At 64.4% G+C, this 14,677-nt stretch carries 12 protein-coding genes and 1 pseudogene; 11 read left to right on the top strand and 2 right to left on the bottom strand.

Going from position 1 to position 14,677, the window contains the following annotated elements:
• The first annotated feature begins 21 nt into the window (after positions 1 to 21).
• From X728_RS144575 to X728_RS144545, 7 genes are all read left to right on the top strand, one after another.
• Positions 22 to 687 carry a response regulator transcription factor gene (locus tag X728_RS144575; RefSeq protein WP_023670175.1) on the top strand — a complete coding sequence of 222 codons (666 nt, stop codon included), beginning with the start codon at positions 22 to 24 and terminating at the stop codon, positions 685 to 687.
• Entirely contained in the window at positions 671 to 2,089 is a 1,419-nt protein-coding gene (locus X728_RS144570) for an ATP-binding protein (protein WP_023747490.1), read from the top strand. Before X728_RS144575 ends, X728_RS144570 begins: the two co-directional genes overlap by 17 nt.
• A 174-nt stretch (positions 2,090 to 2,263) precedes the next feature.
• Positions 2,264 to 2,707: a hypothetical protein gene (locus X728_RS144565; RefSeq protein ID WP_023687241.1), complete on the top strand. Its 444-nt coding sequence runs from the start codon at positions 2,264 to 2,266 to the stop codon at positions 2,705 to 2,707.
• A gap of 85 nt (positions 2,708 to 2,792) precedes the next feature.
• Entirely contained in the window at positions 2,793 to 3,947 is a 1,155-nt protein-coding gene (ccmI, locus tag X728_RS144560; RefSeq protein WP_023754802.1) for a c-type cytochrome biogenesis protein CcmI, read from the top strand.
• Between the two features lie 3 nt (positions 3,948 to 3,950).
• A complete protein-coding gene (ccmE, locus tag X728_RS144555) occupies positions 3,951 to 4,394 on the top strand; it encodes a cytochrome c maturation protein CcmE (RefSeq protein ID WP_023705431.1) in 444 nt (147 codons plus the stop codon).
• Positions 4,394 to 6,385, top strand: a complete 1,992-nt coding sequence (locus X728_RS144550) for a heme lyase CcmF/NrfE family subunit (protein WP_023752742.1) — start codon at positions 4,394 to 4,396, stop codon at positions 6,383 to 6,385. The genes ccmE and X728_RS144550 overlap by 1 nt, the downstream gene beginning before the upstream one ends.
• Positions 6,382 to 6,846 (top strand): cytochrome c-type biogenesis protein, encoded by a 465-nt coding sequence (locus X728_RS144545; protein WP_023832445.1) that lies wholly within the window; start codon positions 6,382 to 6,384, stop codon positions 6,844 to 6,846. The genes X728_RS144550 and X728_RS144545 overlap by 4 nt, the downstream gene beginning before the upstream one ends.
• On the opposite strand, the pseudogene X728_RS01000000167085 reads toward X728_RS144545, so the two are convergent.
• Positions 6,843 to 7,144, bottom strand: a pseudogene (locus X728_RS01000000167085) (type II toxin-antitoxin system RelE/ParE family toxin). The gene X728_RS144545 and the pseudogene X728_RS01000000167085 overlap by 4 nt on opposite strands.
• A complete protein-coding gene (locus tag X728_RS144540) occupies positions 7,141 to 7,410 on the bottom strand; it encodes a CopG family ribbon-helix-helix protein (RefSeq protein WP_023684527.1) in 270 nt (89 codons plus the stop codon). Before X728_RS144540 ends, X728_RS01000000167085 begins: the two are co-directional and overlap by 4 nt.
• A gap of 191 nt (positions 7,411 to 7,601) precedes the next feature.
• Between X728_RS144540 and X728_RS144535 the strand changes: the two genes are divergently transcribed.
• The 4 genes from X728_RS144535 (at position 7,602) to X728_RS144520 (ending at position 14,633) form a co-directional block, all read left to right on the top strand.
• Complete coding sequence (locus X728_RS144535) at positions 7,602 to 9,155, top strand: Do family serine endopeptidase (protein ID WP_023752740.1); 1,554 nt, start codon at positions 7,602 to 7,604, stop codon at positions 9,153 to 9,155.
• Positions 9,156 to 9,409: 254 nt separating this feature from the next.
• Positions 9,410 to 10,084, top strand: a complete 675-nt coding sequence (locus tag X728_RS144530; RefSeq protein WP_023670185.1) for a response regulator transcription factor — start codon at positions 9,410 to 9,412, stop codon at positions 10,082 to 10,084.
• Positions 10,085 to 10,191: 107 nt separating this feature from the next.
• Positions 10,192 to 11,667, top strand: a complete 1,476-nt coding sequence (locus X728_RS144525) for a HAMP domain-containing sensor histidine kinase (RefSeq protein ID WP_023832446.1) — start codon at positions 10,192 to 10,194, stop codon at positions 11,665 to 11,667.
• Positions 11,667 to 14,633: a bifunctional [glutamine synthetase] adenylyltransferase/[glutamine synthetase]-adenylyl-L-tyrosine phosphorylase gene (locus tag X728_RS144520; RefSeq protein ID WP_031195752.1), complete on the top strand. Its 2,967-nt coding sequence runs from the start codon at positions 11,667 to 11,669 to the stop codon at positions 14,631 to 14,633. The genes X728_RS144525 and X728_RS144520 overlap by 1 nt, the downstream gene beginning before the upstream one ends.
• Positions 14,634 to 14,677: the final 44 nt, after the last annotated feature.

The following is a 14,677-nucleotide window of genomic DNA, read 5'->3' on the forward strand; positions in this document are numbered from 1 at the left end:
CATCAACAGGCCTGACCGATCATGCGCGTACTCGTCGTAGAAGATGACAAGGATCTCAACCGGCAGCTGGCCGACGCGCTGGTCGATGCCGGCTATGTCGTCGACCGCTCCTATGACGGCGAGGAGGGGCATTTCCTCGGCGACACGGAGCCCTACGATGCCGTCGTGCTCGACATCGGCCTGCCGCAGATGGACGGCATCAGCGTCGTCGAGCGCTGGCGCCGCAACGGCCGCAAGATGCCGGTGCTGATCCTGACAGCGCGCGACCGCTGGAGCGACAAGGTGTCGGGCATCGATGCCGGCGCCGACGACTATGTCACCAAGCCGTTCCACATCGAGGAGGTGCTGGCCAGGGTGAGGGCGCTGATCCGCCGCGCCGCCGGCCATGCCTCGTCCGAGCTCACTTGCGGGCCGCTGCGCCTCGACACCAAGGCCTCCAAGGCCGATGTCAACGGCGTGCCGCTGAAGCTGACCTCGCATGAGTTCCGCCTGCTGGCCTATCTGATGCACCATATGGGCGAGGTGGTGTCGCGCACCGAGCTGGTCGAGCATCTTTACGACCAGGATTTCGACCGCGATTCCAACACCATCGAGGTCTTTGTCGGCCGGCTGCGCAAGAAGATGGGCATCGACATGATCGAAACCGTGCGCGGCATGGGCTATCGCATGCGTGAGCCGGAGGCGTAAGGCGGAACCGCTCCCCATACCAGCAAGGAAGCCTTTTTCGGCGCGGCTCTGGCCGCGCTCGCTGGCCTTCCGCGTCATCGGCTTTTCCACGATCTGGGCGATCCTCACCCTGATCGTCATCTTCACTCTGATCACCACGCTCTACCGCCAGGCCAGCGAGCGCGGCTTCGACAGCCTGCTGTCGGCGCATCTGTTCAATCTGATCGGCTCGGTCGGCGTTTCCGAATCCGGCCAGCTCACCGGTGCTCCCGACCTTGGCGACCTGCGCTTCTCGGAGCCGAATTCGGGCTGGTACTGGTCGGTGGAGCCGGCTTCCGAAGGTGTGCACGGCAACCTTCATTCGTCCTCGATGACCACGACGATCCCGTCGCCGACCGTCGCCGAGGTGCCGTTCAATTCGAGCTTCCAGCGCAGCTACTCCACCGACGGTATCGGCGACGAGCAGCTCGAAGTGTTCGAGAGCGAATTCGTGCTCGATGCCAAGAACCGCGCCGCGCGCTTCCGCGTGATGGGCAACAAGACCGAGCTCGAACAGGAGATCGCCACCTTCCAGGGCCGATTGCTGACCTATCTCAGCCTGTTCGGCGTCGGCATGATCGCCATCAATGCGATTGCTATCCTGCTCGGCCTCCAGCCCTTGCGCCGGGTTCGCAACGCGCTTGCCCAGGTGCGCGAAGGCACGGCGCAGCGGCTCGATGGCCGGTTTCCCGCCGAGATCGAGCCGCTCGCCAACGAGACCAATGCGCTGATCGAAAACAACAAGCGCATCGTCGAGCGCTCGCGTACGCAGGTCGGCAACCTTGCCCATTCGCTGAAGACGCCGCTCGCCGTGCTGATCAATGAGGGCCGGGCTCTCGGCGGCGCCAAGGGCCAGCTCATCGCCGACCAGGCGGCGTCGATGCAGAAACAGGTCGACCACTACCTGCAGCGGGCACGGGTCGCGGCGCAGCGCGACAGCGTCGTCTACCGCACGCCGGTGACGCCGCTGGTGCAGCGCATGGTGCGCGTGCTGCAAAAACTCAAGCCTGATGTCAGCCTGTCGCTTGTGTTGCCGGCGGCCGACATCGTCTTCGCCGGCGAGCGCGAGGATCTGGAGGAACTGCTCGGCAACCTTCTCGACAATGCGATGAAATGGGCGAAGAGCACTGTTGCCGTATCCGTCACGCCGGCCGCAGCCGGCCTGTTCGAGCTATCGATCGAGGATGACGGTCCCGGCATCCCCGAGGACAAGGCCCGCGATGTCTTGAAACGCGGCCGGCGCCTCGACGAGACAAAGCCGGGAACCGGGCTCGGACTTGCCATCGTTGCCGACCTCGTCAACGAGTATGGCGGGGCGCTGGCGCTGGAACGCTCCACGATGGGCGGGCTGAAGGCGGTTGTGCGCTTGCGGAGCTTGCAATGATGTACTGCCCAGGGCCAATCGACACGGCCGAATGCCTGTGTTATGGCGGCCCCTCGATTGCGCAAAAGCCGTTAAGAACGGCCAAATTTCCGACAAATATCAATAGTATGACGTCCTGACGCCCCCGATGACGCGGCCCCCAGCGCATCCCGTTCAAGAAAACCGGTTGTTGGCATGAAGATTCGCGTTGCGCTCGTTTCCGCACTGCTCGCTCTTTCCGGCTGCGGAACGCTGGGCAAGGGCAGTGGCCCGGATATCTCCATCACCAACCCGCCCGCGTCGCCTCCTTCAGGGGCCAAAGTCGCGACGACGATCATCTCGGCCATGGCCGGCGGGCTCGTCGGCGGATCGATCGGCAGCGGCCTGAACAGCACCGAGAAGCGCAAGGCGCTCGAGGCGGAATACAAGGCGCTCGAATATACGGCGAGCGGCCAGAAGGTGACGTGGAAGAGCGACAGTTCGGCTCATTCCGGCGAAGTCGTCGCGGCCCAGCCCTACCGCGTCGGCTCGCAGGATTGCCGCCAGTACACCCATACGGTGTTTACCGGCACGGCCGGCCAGACCGCGCGGGGCACCGCATGCCGCAACGCCGACGGCAGCTGGACGCCGCTGACCTGAACATTGGGCCGGGGCCGGAATCCCGTCAAAGCGTCGCAGCACCCTCATGTTGTGAGAGCAGGGCTCTCGCTCTATTGGAAGAACCATGCTGTTCTGGGTCATAGCCGCACTCCTCACGCTGGGCGCAAGCCTGGCGGTGCTGCTGCCGCTGACCAGCGGCGGCAAGGGCGCTCCGACCAGCAGCGACCATGATCTCGAAGTCTATCGCGACCAATTGGCCGAGCTTGAGCGTGACGCCGCGCGCGGCCTGATTCAGCCGGCCGAAGCCGAGGAGGCGCGCACTGAGATCGCCCGCCGCATCCTTCGCCTGGGAGATGTTGGTCAAGCCAATGTCGGTCAAGCCGATGCACCTGGCGCGCGGCAGCCGTCGAGGGCGGCCAGGTTGATGGCAACATCAGCGGTGCTGGTGGTCCCGCTGCTCAGCTGGGGCCTGTACAGCCAGCTCGGCTCGCCGGATCTGCCGTCGCAGCCGCTCGCCGAACGGCTGGCCAAGAATCCGGCCGATAGTTCGGTCGACGAGTTGGTGGCGCGCGCCGAGGCCCATCTTGCCGCCAACCCTGGCGATGGACGCGGCTGGGACGTGCTCGCCCCGATCTATCTGCGCCTGCAGCGCTTTCCCGATGCCGTGACCGCCTATCGCAATGCCATCCGCCTCGATGGCGACACGGCCGCCCGCGAGGCCGGCCTCGGCGAAGCGATTGCCAATGCGGCCGGCGGCATCGTTTCGGCCGATGCGCAATCCGCTTTCGAACAGGCGCTAAAACTCGACCCGGCAAACGCGAAAGCCTCGTTCTATTTGGCGATGGCGCTGGCCCAGGAAGGCCGCATACCCGAGGCAACCGCGGCGTGGCAGAAAATGCTCGATTCCCTGCCGCAGGATTCACCATGGCGCGGAGCTGTCCAACAGGCGTTAGCCGAGGCTGCCAACCGCAGCGTCGCCTCAGGAGAGCCGGCGAAAGGCCCCGATGCCGCGGCCGTCGACGCCGCCTCGTCGATGGCGCCGCAGGACAGGCAGGCCATGATCGAAACCATGGTCGCCGGCCTCGACGAAAAATTGCGGCAAAAACCGCGCGACACGGAAGGATGGATGCGGCTCATTCGTTCCTATGTTGTGCTGGGCAAGGCCGACCAGGCGCGCGACGCGCTGCATCGCGGTATCGCCGTGTTTGGCGCCGACAGTGAGGAAGCGAAGAAATTCACCGCCTTTGCCGCCTCGCTCGGCCTGACGGCGACGGAGTAGGACATGACGCGCAAGCAGAAGCGATTGTCGGTGATTGTGGGAGGTCTTGCCTTCCTCGGCGCCGCCACCGGGCTGACCTTCTATGCGTTGGGCCAGAAGGCCTCCTATTTCTATATGCCCGCCGATCTGACCACCGCCAGCTTGCAGCCGGGACAGCGCATCAGGCTCGGCGGCCTCGTCGAAAAGGGCACAGTCGTGCGCGGGCAGGGCGCGACGGTTGCGTTCTCGGTCACCGACGCGCACAAATCGGTCAAGGTCAGCTATACCGGCATCCTGCCCGATCTGTTCCGCGAGGAGCAGGGCGTCATCACCGAAGGCAGCTTTGGCGCCGACGGCGTTTTCGTCGCCGACAGCGTGCTGGCCAAGCATGACGAGCGCTACATGCCCAAGGAAGTCGCTGACGGGCTGAAGGCCAAGGGCGTGTGGCAAGAGAGCAAGAGCCAGTAATGGTTGAGACCGGACACTTCGCGCTCGTCCTCGCCTTTGTGCTGTCGCTGGTGCAGACGCTGGTGCCGCTGATCGGCGCCCGTACCGGCAACCAGAGGCTGATGGCTGTCGGCGGTCCCGTCACGGTCACAGGCTTCGCGCTCACGGCGCTATCGTTCGCAGCACTCGCCGGCGCCTATGCAAGTTCCGATTTCTCGGTGGCGAGCGTGTGGGAAAACTCGCATTCGCTGCAGCCGCTGATCTACAAGATCACCGGAACCTGGGGCAATCACGAAGGCTCGATGCTGCTCTGGGTGCTGATCCTGACCTTCTTCGGTGCGCTGGTCGCTGTCTTCGGCTCCAACCTTCCGGCGACGCTGCGCGCCAATGTGCTGGCCGTGCAGGGGGCTATCGGCGCCACCTTCTTCCTGTTCATCCTGACGACATCCAATCCGTTCACCCGGCTCAATCCGGCACCGATCGAGGGCCGCGATCTCAACCCGGTCCTGCAGGATCTCGGCCTCGCCATCCATCCGCCGCTGCTCTATCTCGGCTATGTCGGGTTTTCTATCTGCTTTTCCTTCTCGGTCGCCGCCCTCATCGAAGGCCGCATCGATGCCTCCTGGGCGCGCTGGGTGCGGCCGTGGACGCTGGTCGCCTGGATGTTCCTCACCGGCGGCATCGCGATGGGCTCCTACTGGGCCTATTACGAGCTCGGCTGGGGCGGCTTCTGGTTCTGGGATCCGGTCGAAAACGCCTCCTTTATGCCGTGGCTGGCCGGCACGGCTCTTCTGCATTCGGCGATCGTCATGGAGAAGCGTTCGGCGCTCAAGATCTGGACGCTGCTGCTTGCCATCCTCACCTTCTCGCTGTCGCTGCTCGGCACCTTCCTGGTGCGCTCCGGCGTGCTGACCTCGGTGCATGCTTTCGCCACCGATCCGACCCGCGGCATCTTCATCCTGTGCATTTTGACGCTGTTCATCGGCGGCTCGCTGGCCCTGTTTGCGCTGCGCGCCTCGCGGCTGACGGCCGGCGGCCTGTTCCACCCGATCTCGCGCGAAGGCGCACTCGTCCTCAACAATCTGTTCCTGACCACAGCCACGGCCACCGTGCTGGTCGGCACACTTTATCCGCTCGCGGTCGAGGCGCTTTCGGCCGGCAAGATCTCGGTCGGCGCCCCCTTCTTCAACCTGACATTCGGCCCACTGATGGTGCCGCTGCTGGTCGTGGTTCCTTTCGGACCATTGCTCGCCTGGAAGCGCGGTGACCTCTATGCCGTCGCCCAGCGCCTGATGGCGGCTTTCGGCGCCGCTCTCCTGGCGATGCTGGTCACCGGGCTGTTCATCGACGGCGCGTCGGTGTTCGCCGCCCTTGGTGTCGGCCTCGCCTGCTGGCTGGTCTGCGGCGCGCTCACCGACCTCGCCGTCAAGTCCGGCTTTGGCAATGTGTCGCCCGCCATCATGCTGCGCCGTTTCGCCGGCCTGCCGCGTTCGGTGTTCGGCACTGCACTTGCCCATCTCGGCCTCGGGCTGACGACGCTCGGCATTGTCGGCACGCTGTGCTTCGGCACCGAAAGGATACTGTCGATGCATGCCGGCGAGAGCGTCGAACTCTCCGGCCACACGCTGCGTTTCGACGGCCTCTTCCCGGCGCAGGGTCCGAACTACAGCGAGCAGCGCGGCCGCTTTTCCCTGATCGGCGCCGATGGCGGCGTTTCAGCCGAAATCACCTCGGCAAAGCGCTTCTTTCCGGTGCGGCAGACGACGACGACCGAATCCGGCATCGAGACGATCGGCTTCAGCCAGCTCTATCTGTCGCTGGGCGATGAAGGCACCGATGGATCCGTCGTGGTGCGCCTGTGGTGGAAGCCGCTGGTGACGCTGATCTGGGGCGGAGCTCTGGTGATGATGGCGGGAGCCGCAATGTCGCTGCTCGACCGTCGCCTGCGGGTTGGCGCACCCTCGCGCCGCCGCAAGCAGGCAGCCTCCATGCCGTCGGCAGGCGCGCCGTGAGCACCAGGTTCTCGTTGGCCTCGCTCACCCTGCTTCTGGCGCTGCTGTTTGCCGGCGCGGCGCAAGCGGTGAAACCGGACGAGGTTCTCACCGATCCGGCGCTCGAGGCGAGGGCGCGGCTACTGTCGGAAGGCCTGCGCTGCATGGTCTGCCAGAACCAGTCCATCGACGAATCCGATGCAGACCTCGCCCGCGACCTGCGCATCCTGGTGCGCCAGCGCCTGGTTGCCGGCGATACCGACCAGCAGGTGATGGACTATATCGTGTCGCGCTACGGCGAGTTCGTGCTGTTGAAGCCGCGCTTCAGCCCGCGCAACGCCTTGCTTTGGGGCACGCCGGTGCTTCTGCTTCTAGTCGGCGGCATTTTCATTGTGCTGACCACACGCTCCTGCCGCTCGTTGGCAACCAAGGCGCTGAGCGCCGAGGAACAGGCGGCGCTGGACAAGATGCTGAGCGACTAGCTCGGCCATTCCTCCAAAGGCCAGTCCCGCGACGTGTGGATGGCGCGCAGGATAACAATGCTCTGACGGCCGGCGATCAGGCGCAATTCATAGGCAATGATGTAGGGCAGGCGGCCGATGGGCTTCTCATAAGTGCCTGTTACCCGGCCAGGTCGGCCCGTCGCCATATCACCAAGGCCCCGGCCCGGATACGGTCCGCGAGGCGTCGGGCGGCGGCAGGATTGTCCTGAGCGATAAAGGCAACTTGCTGCGTGAGATCGTCCAGCGCTTCTCGCGACCAGGTGACGAACAGCTTCACGCCTTGCCTGCGCGCCTGGCTTTCGCTGCTTCGATCACCGCGTCGAGCTCCGCCATGGCGTCGTCGTGGGGCACGACACGGCCAGCCTCTGCGTCGGCCATGCCACGTTTTATGCCTTCGATGATATCCAGCTCGCGATCGACATAGGCTGAGACCGCCTCGGCGGCGAGGAACGATTTACTACGCCTGGTATCGGTAGCGATCTGCTCCAGCTTCAGCTTGGTCTCGGACGAGACTCGAATGGTCATGGTGGTGCTTGCTGTCATTGTGAAAGCCTTGTGCTGAGTTGTGTACGCCATAGGGCAGCAGGCGAGCGCAACCAAGCGATTTGTGCGACCGCCCAACATTACAAAACTTTCATGCACCGGAAATGGCGCCGTAATGTGCGCCTCTCTATTTCTCTTGTCCGAGGATGCTCTGCCTGAGCCGCATCCAGTGAAAAGAGGATACGAGACCCATGACTATCGCCCCCAACCCATATTCCCGCACCCGCAAGCGCCTGTTGGCCGCCGCCGCTTCGCTGGCCATTGCCGGCGGCATCGGTTTCGGCGCCGTTGCCACTGGTACAGCTCCCGTTCTGGCCGACGCCGTGCGGGTCGAAGCGCCCCAGGTGCCGGGCTTTGCCGATGTCGTCGAGCGCGTTTCGCCGGCCGTGGTCAGCGTCAAGGTCAAGGCCAAGATCGAGCCTGCCGCCGATGACGGCTCCGACCAGTCCGACGATCCGGACGGCATGAACAACCTGCCCGACAATCCGCAGCTGCGCCAGTTCTTCAAGCAATTCCGCGGCTTTGGTGATCAGAACGGCCATGACGGCGGCAATCGTCGCTTCAGCCACCGCGACCATAACAACGACCAGCCGCGTCCGGTGGCGCAGGGTTCTGGCTTCTTCATCTCCGATGACGGCTATCTCGTCACCAACAACCATGTCGTCGAGGAAGGCTCCGCCTTCACAGTGGTGATGAATGACGGCAAGGAGCTTGACGCCAAGCTGATCGGCACCGATCCGCGCACCGATCTGGCGGTGCTCAAGGTCGATGGCGTCGGCAAGTTCACCTATGTCGATTTCGCCGACGATTCCAAGGTTCGCGTCGGCGACTGGGTGGTGGCCGTCGGCAATCCGTTCGGCCTCGGCGGCACCGTCACCGCCGGCATCGTCTCGGCCCGTGGCCGTGATATCGGCGCCGGTCCCTATGATGACTTCATCCAGATCGACGCTTCGGTCAACCGCGGCAATTCGGGCGGACCGACCTTCAACCTTAACGGCCAGGTCGTCGGCATCAACACCGCGATCTTCTCGCCGTCGGGCGGAAGCGTCGGCATCGCCTTCGACATTCCGGCCTCGACCGCCAAGCAGGTGGTGCAGGATCTGATGAAGAGCGGCTCGGTGCAGCGTGGCTGGCTCGGCGTCGAAATCCAGCCGGTTACATCGGACATCGCCGAATCGCTGGGCCTGAAGTCGCAGAACGGGGCTCTGGTTTCGGGCGCCCAGGACGGTGGCCCCGGCAAGAAGGCCGGCATCACCGCCGGTGACGTGATCACCCAGGTCGAAGGCAAGGACGTCGCATCGCCGAAGGAACTGGCTCGTCTGATCGGCGCCTACCCACCCGGCAAGTCGGTCGACGTCACGGTGTGGCGCGACGGCAAGAGCCAGACCATCAAGGTCGATCTCGGCACGCTGCCGTCCACCGACAAGCAGGCCTCGGCCGACCCGCAGCAGCCCGCGGCACCGGCAAAGCCCGCCGCGCTGGCCGATCTCGGCCTCACCGTCACCAAGTCGGAAAACGGCAAGGGCCTGGTGGTGACCGATGTCGATCCAGACAGCGATGCCGCCGACCGCGGCATCCAGCCCGGCGATGTCATCACCTCGGTCAATTCGACGGAGGTGAACGGCACCGAAGACGTCGCCAAGGCGATGGCCGATGCGGTCAAGTCCGGCCGCAAGGCGGTGCTGATGCAGATCACCCGCGACGATTCAAACCGCTTCGTCGCGCTGCCAGTCGCCAAAGGCTGACATCACACAGTTTCCAGTGCGGCGGTTTCAACACCCCCGAGCCGCCGCACGGGAAGCAAGGGGCCGAACGCGTTAGTCAGTCATTGTGTTCTGCCCCGGGCGGCAGCGGGCCCCCATCGCCCGCTGCCGCTCTAACATCGAAGCATGTCGCCCAAAAGTGCACGGCGGTTTTGGCAAAACGACATGCTTGAACGAAAGCTTTTGCGCTCATGGCGGCCCCTCAATCTTCCGGCGAAATCGCGTATAACGGCTCTATGAAGATTCTCGTCATAGAAGACGATCGCGAGGCGGCCGACTATATGCAGAAGGCCTTTGCCGAGGCTGGGCACACCGCCCATGTCGCCGGCGACGGCGAAACCGGCTTTGCGCTGGCCGATGCCGGCGACTATGACGTGATGGTCGTCGACCGCATGATGCCACGCCGCGACGGGCTCTCCGTCATTGCCGGCCTGCGCTCGCGCGGCAACACCACGCCGGTGCTGATCCTGTCGGCGCTGGGCGAAGTCGATGACCGCGTCACCGGTCTGCGCGCCGGCGGGGACGACTATCTGACCAAGCCCTATGCCTTTTCCGAATTGCTCGCCCGCGTCGAGGTGCTGAACCGCCGCGCCAGCGCCAGGGAAGCCGAAACCGTCTACCGGGTCGGCGATCTCGAGCTTGACCGGCTGTCCCATTCGGTCAAGCGCGCGGCGCGCGAGATCACGCTGCAGCCGCGCGAATTCCGCCTGCTCGAATATCTGATGCGCCATGCCGGCCAGGTGGTGACGCGCACCATGCTGCTCGAAAATGTCTGGGACTATCATTTCGATCCGCAGACCAACGTGATCGACGTTCACGTCTCGCGCCTGCGTGGCAAGATCGAGAAGGGTTTCGACAAGCCGATCCTGCATACGGTTCGCGGCGCCGGCTATATGCTGAAGAGCGGCTAGAGCATGATCCCAAAAAGTAGGTACCGGTTTTTGGAGAAGATCATGCTCCAACAAAGGGGTAGGTCATGATGAGATTTCAGCCAAATCTCATCATGAGCTAGAACTCGATGGCCCTTTCCCTGCCGGCCATCATGAGGACGACGGCGGCGCGGCTTTCAGCGCTTTATTTCCTGCTTTTCGCGCTATGTGCCGTGTTGCTGGTCTTCTACATGACGTCGTTGTCGGCCCGCATGCTGACCGGCCAGACCCAGCAGACCATCAATGACGAGGTGCTCGGCCTCGCCCGTGCCTATCAGAGCGGCGGCCTGCCGCGGCTGGTGCGCGTCGTCGAGCAGCGCTCGCGCCAGCCCGGCGCCAACCTCTATCTCATTGCCGACGTCAACGGCCAGATCCTCACCGGCAACGTGCAGAGCCTGGCACCGGGGGTGCTCGAGAGCGATGGCTGGACGACCGAACCCTTCTCCTATCGCCGTTTCGGCGAAGGTGAGCTCGAACGGCAGCGCAACCAGGCTGCCGACCCGAACGGCGCGCAGCCCGGCGAGACCGAAATTCAGTCCGAGGGCGAGAAGGGCCACAACGCCATCGCACTGGTGCTGCGGCTGCCCAACCAGATGATCATGCTGGTAGGCCGCGATCTCGGCGAGCCCGAGCGCTTCCGCGCCGTCGTCCGCCGCGCCCTGATGCTGGCGCTGGGCATGATGGGCCTGGGCGGGCTGCTGATCTGGTTCTTTGTCGGCCGCGCCGCGCTGAAGCGCATCGACAGCGTCTCGGAGGCAAGCCGCCGCATCATGGGCGGCGATCTCACGGGACGGCTGCCGGTGACCGGCGCCGGCGATGAGTTCGACCGCCTGTCGGAAAACCTCAACACCATGCTGGCCAGGATCGCGACGCTGAACGAAGGGCTGAAGCAGGTCTCCGATAACATCGCCCATGATTTGAAGACGCCGCTGACCAGACTGCGCAACCGCGCCGAGGCGACACTTTCGGGCAAGCACAAGACCACCGACTACCGGCAGGCGCTGGAAGGCACCATCGCCGAATCCGACCAGCTGATAAAAACCTTCAACGCCATCCTGATGATCTCCAGGCTGGAGGCCGGCTATTCCTCGGAGAGCACCAGCAAGGTCGATCTCGCCGCCGCGGTGCATGACGTTGTCGAGCTTTATGAGCCGGTGGCGGAGGAGGCTGGCGTGGTGCTCGAAACTGCCGCGGACGGGAATTTTTCCGTCAATGGCAACCGCGAGCTGATCGGCCAGGCGCTGTCGAACATCGTCGACAACGCCATCAAATACTCGACCGATGCGACGGAAAAGCCTGCCGTGCGCGTAGCCCTGCAGCGCGTCGGTCACGAAATCCGCCTCTCCGTTTCCGACAATGGCCATGGCATCCCCGACGATGCCGACCGCGCCAGGGCGACCGAGCGCTTCGTGCGGCTGGAAAAGAGCCGCTCGCAGCCGGGATCCGGTCTTGGCCTCAGCCTCGCCAAGGCGATCATGACTTTTCACAATGGCCGGCTTGAACTTCTGCCTGCCAATCCCGGATTGTCCGTTATCATGAGCTTCCCGGGGCGGGAGGACCATTGATGGCGGTGCGGATGGCGCAGAAACGGATCGAGACCGAATGGCGCCTGCAACTGGCGGCGCAACTCGCGCCGCTGGATGAGGCCCGCGCCCTGCGTGAACTGTCGGAGATCGCTGGCGATGCCAAGGACGAGAACCTGCCGCGGCTGGCGAAATTCCTAGGAGGCAAGGGCGCGGCCCAGGAGTTTCTCGCTGCCGTCTTCGATCTCTCGCCTTTCCTCCGCGATGTCGCGCGCCGCCGGCCGCAAATCCTCGACGCGCTGTTCGATGGCAGTGTCGAGGCTCGGCTGCTCGCCATCGCCGAAGCGATCGGCAAGGCCGCCTTTTCCGAGACCGTTTCCGAATCCAGCCTGATGATGGAACTCAGGCAGTGGAAGGGTGAAGCTCACTTCCTGATCGCACTTGCAGACCTCTCCGGCGAGGCCGATACCGCGCTGACGGTAAGGCGCCTCAGCAATCTCGCCGATGCCTGCACCTGCGCGGCGGTCGACTTCCTGCTGCGCGAGGCGCACAGCCAAGGCAAGCTCAAATTGCCCGATCCCGAAAATCCGTCACGGCAATCCGGCTGGATCGTGCTCGGCATGGGCAAGCTTGGCGCGCATGAACTGAATTTCTCCTCCGACATCGACCTCGTCGTCTTCTTCGATCCGGATGCGCCGGCGATCGTCGATCCGCTCGAGGCCACAGAGCTGTTTGCGCGCCTGACCCGCAGGCTGGTCCGCATCCTGCAGGACCGCACCGGGCACGGCTATGTCTTCCGCACCGATTTGAGGCTTCGTCCCGATCCAGGCTCGACGCCGCTGGCGATCCCGGTCGAGGCAGCACTTCGCTACTATGAGGCGCGCGGCCAGAACTGGGAGCGCGCCGCCATGATCAAGGCGCGTCCCGTGGCCGGCGATCTCGATGCCGGGGATGCGTTCCTGCGGGAATTGCAGCCCTATGTCTGGCGCAAATACATGGACTATGCGGCGATCGCCGACGTTCATTCGATCAAGCGCCAGATCCATGCCCACAAGGGTCATGGCGAGATCGCGGTCAAAGGACACAACGTCAAGCTCGGCCGCGGCGGGATTCGCGAAATCGAATTCTTCGTCCAGACCCAGCAACTGATCGCCGGCGGCCGTTTTCCGGAGCTGCGCGGCCGCGAGACGGTGCCGATGCTGGGTGCGCTGGCGGCGCGCAACTGGATCACCGCCGATGCACGCGACGCGCTCACGCAGCAATATTGGTTTCTGCGCCGCGTCGAACACGCCATCCAGATGGTCGCCGACGAGCAGACGCATATTCTGCCCGACGATGATGAAGGGCTGGAACGCATCGCCCATATGCTGGGCTTTGCCGATGCCGCCAGATTTGCCGAAACCTTTCGCGCGGCTTTGCATGAGGTCGAGCGCCATTACGCCGCGCTGTTCGAGACCGCGCCTGAATTGTCGGCCGGCGTCGGCAATCTGGTCTTCACCGGCGATGTCGACGATCCCGACACGCTGCAGACCTTGCACGGCCTTGGCTTCCAGCGGCCAAGCGACATCTGCCGCGTGATTCGAGGCTGGCATTTCGGCCGCTACCGCGTCACCCAGTCTGCGGAAGCGCGCGAGCGGCTGACCGAACTGACGCCGGCGCTGCTCAAAGCCTTCGGCCAGACGCGCCGGGCCGACGAGGCGCTGGTTCGCTTCGACGAATTCCTCGCCGGCCTGCCCGCCGGCATCCAGCTGTTTTCGCTGCTGCAGTCGAATCCCGCTCTGCTGAAGCTTATGGCGACGATCATGGGCGCCGCGCCTCGGCTGGCGGCAATCATCACAAGGCGCCCGCATGTCTTCGACGGTCTGCTCGACCCGGCGCTGCTCACCGAACTGCCCAACCGCGCCTATCTCTCAGCGCGGTTGGCCGCTTTCATCGATGGCGACAGGCCCTACGAGGATGTGCTTGACCGGCTGCGCATCTTTGCCTCCGAGCAGAAATTCCTGATCGGTGTCAGGCTGCTCGCCGGCTCGATCGACCCGGCGCGCGCCGGCCGCGCCTTTTCCGATCTCGCCGACCTCACCATCGACGCCGCATTGCAGGCGGTGACCACCGAATTCGCGCTGCGCCACGGCGGTATCGCCGGCGGCACGGTTTCGCTGCTCGGCATGGGTAAGCTCGGCAGCCGCGAATTGACGGCGGGTTCGGACGTCGACCTTATCCTGCTTTACGATCACGACCCGGATGCCGACGAGTCCGACGGCGACAAGCCGCTCGCACCGTCGCACTACTACACCAGGATGACGCAGCGGCTGATCGCGGCTGTCTCGGCGCCGACCGCCGAGGGCGTTCTCTACGAACTCGATTTGCGCTTGCGGCCATCCGGCAACAAGGGGCCGGTGGCGACCCATATCGACGCCTTCAAGAAATACCAGCGCCAGGAGGCCTGGACCTGGGAGCACATGGCTTTGGCAAGGGCTCGCGCCATCGGCGGTGACGCTGCCCTTTGCGCCGAGGTCGAGGCCGAGGTGGCGGCACTTCTGGCCTTGCCGCGCGACGCCGCCAAGGTGAGGGCGGAGGCATCCGAGATGCGCGCGCTGATCGAGAAGGAAAAATCGCCGCGCGATCTCTGGGACATCAAGCTCATCTCCGGCGGCCTCATCGACCTCGAATTCATCGCGCAGGTGGCGGTTATAACCGGGCAGGTCGAAGCCGGCCGCAGGGTGACCGCGACCGGCGAAATCCTGGCGCATCTGTCGCCGGATTTCGCCGAGGCTGACGTCAGGCAGCAGCTTTGCGAAGCCTACCAACTCTATCTGGCGCTGACCCAGATGACGCGGCTTTGCCTCACCGGTGCATTCGAACGCGATGACGTTCCGCCGGGATTGTCGGATCTGCTTCTGGCGGTGACTGACCTGCCGGATTTCGGTGTGCTGGAAGCACATCTCAAGGAAACGTCGCAAAAGGTCAGAAAGGATTTCAACCTTTTGCTTCGTACGAAACGGTCGTGAGGGCGTGAAGCGTTGGCGGCTGTTTCGGATCGCATCGGGGGTGA

Source organism: Mesorhizobium sp. L103C119B0, assembly GCF_000502235.1.
Lineage (GTDB): Bacteria > Pseudomonadota > Alphaproteobacteria > Rhizobiales > Rhizobiaceae > Mesorhizobium.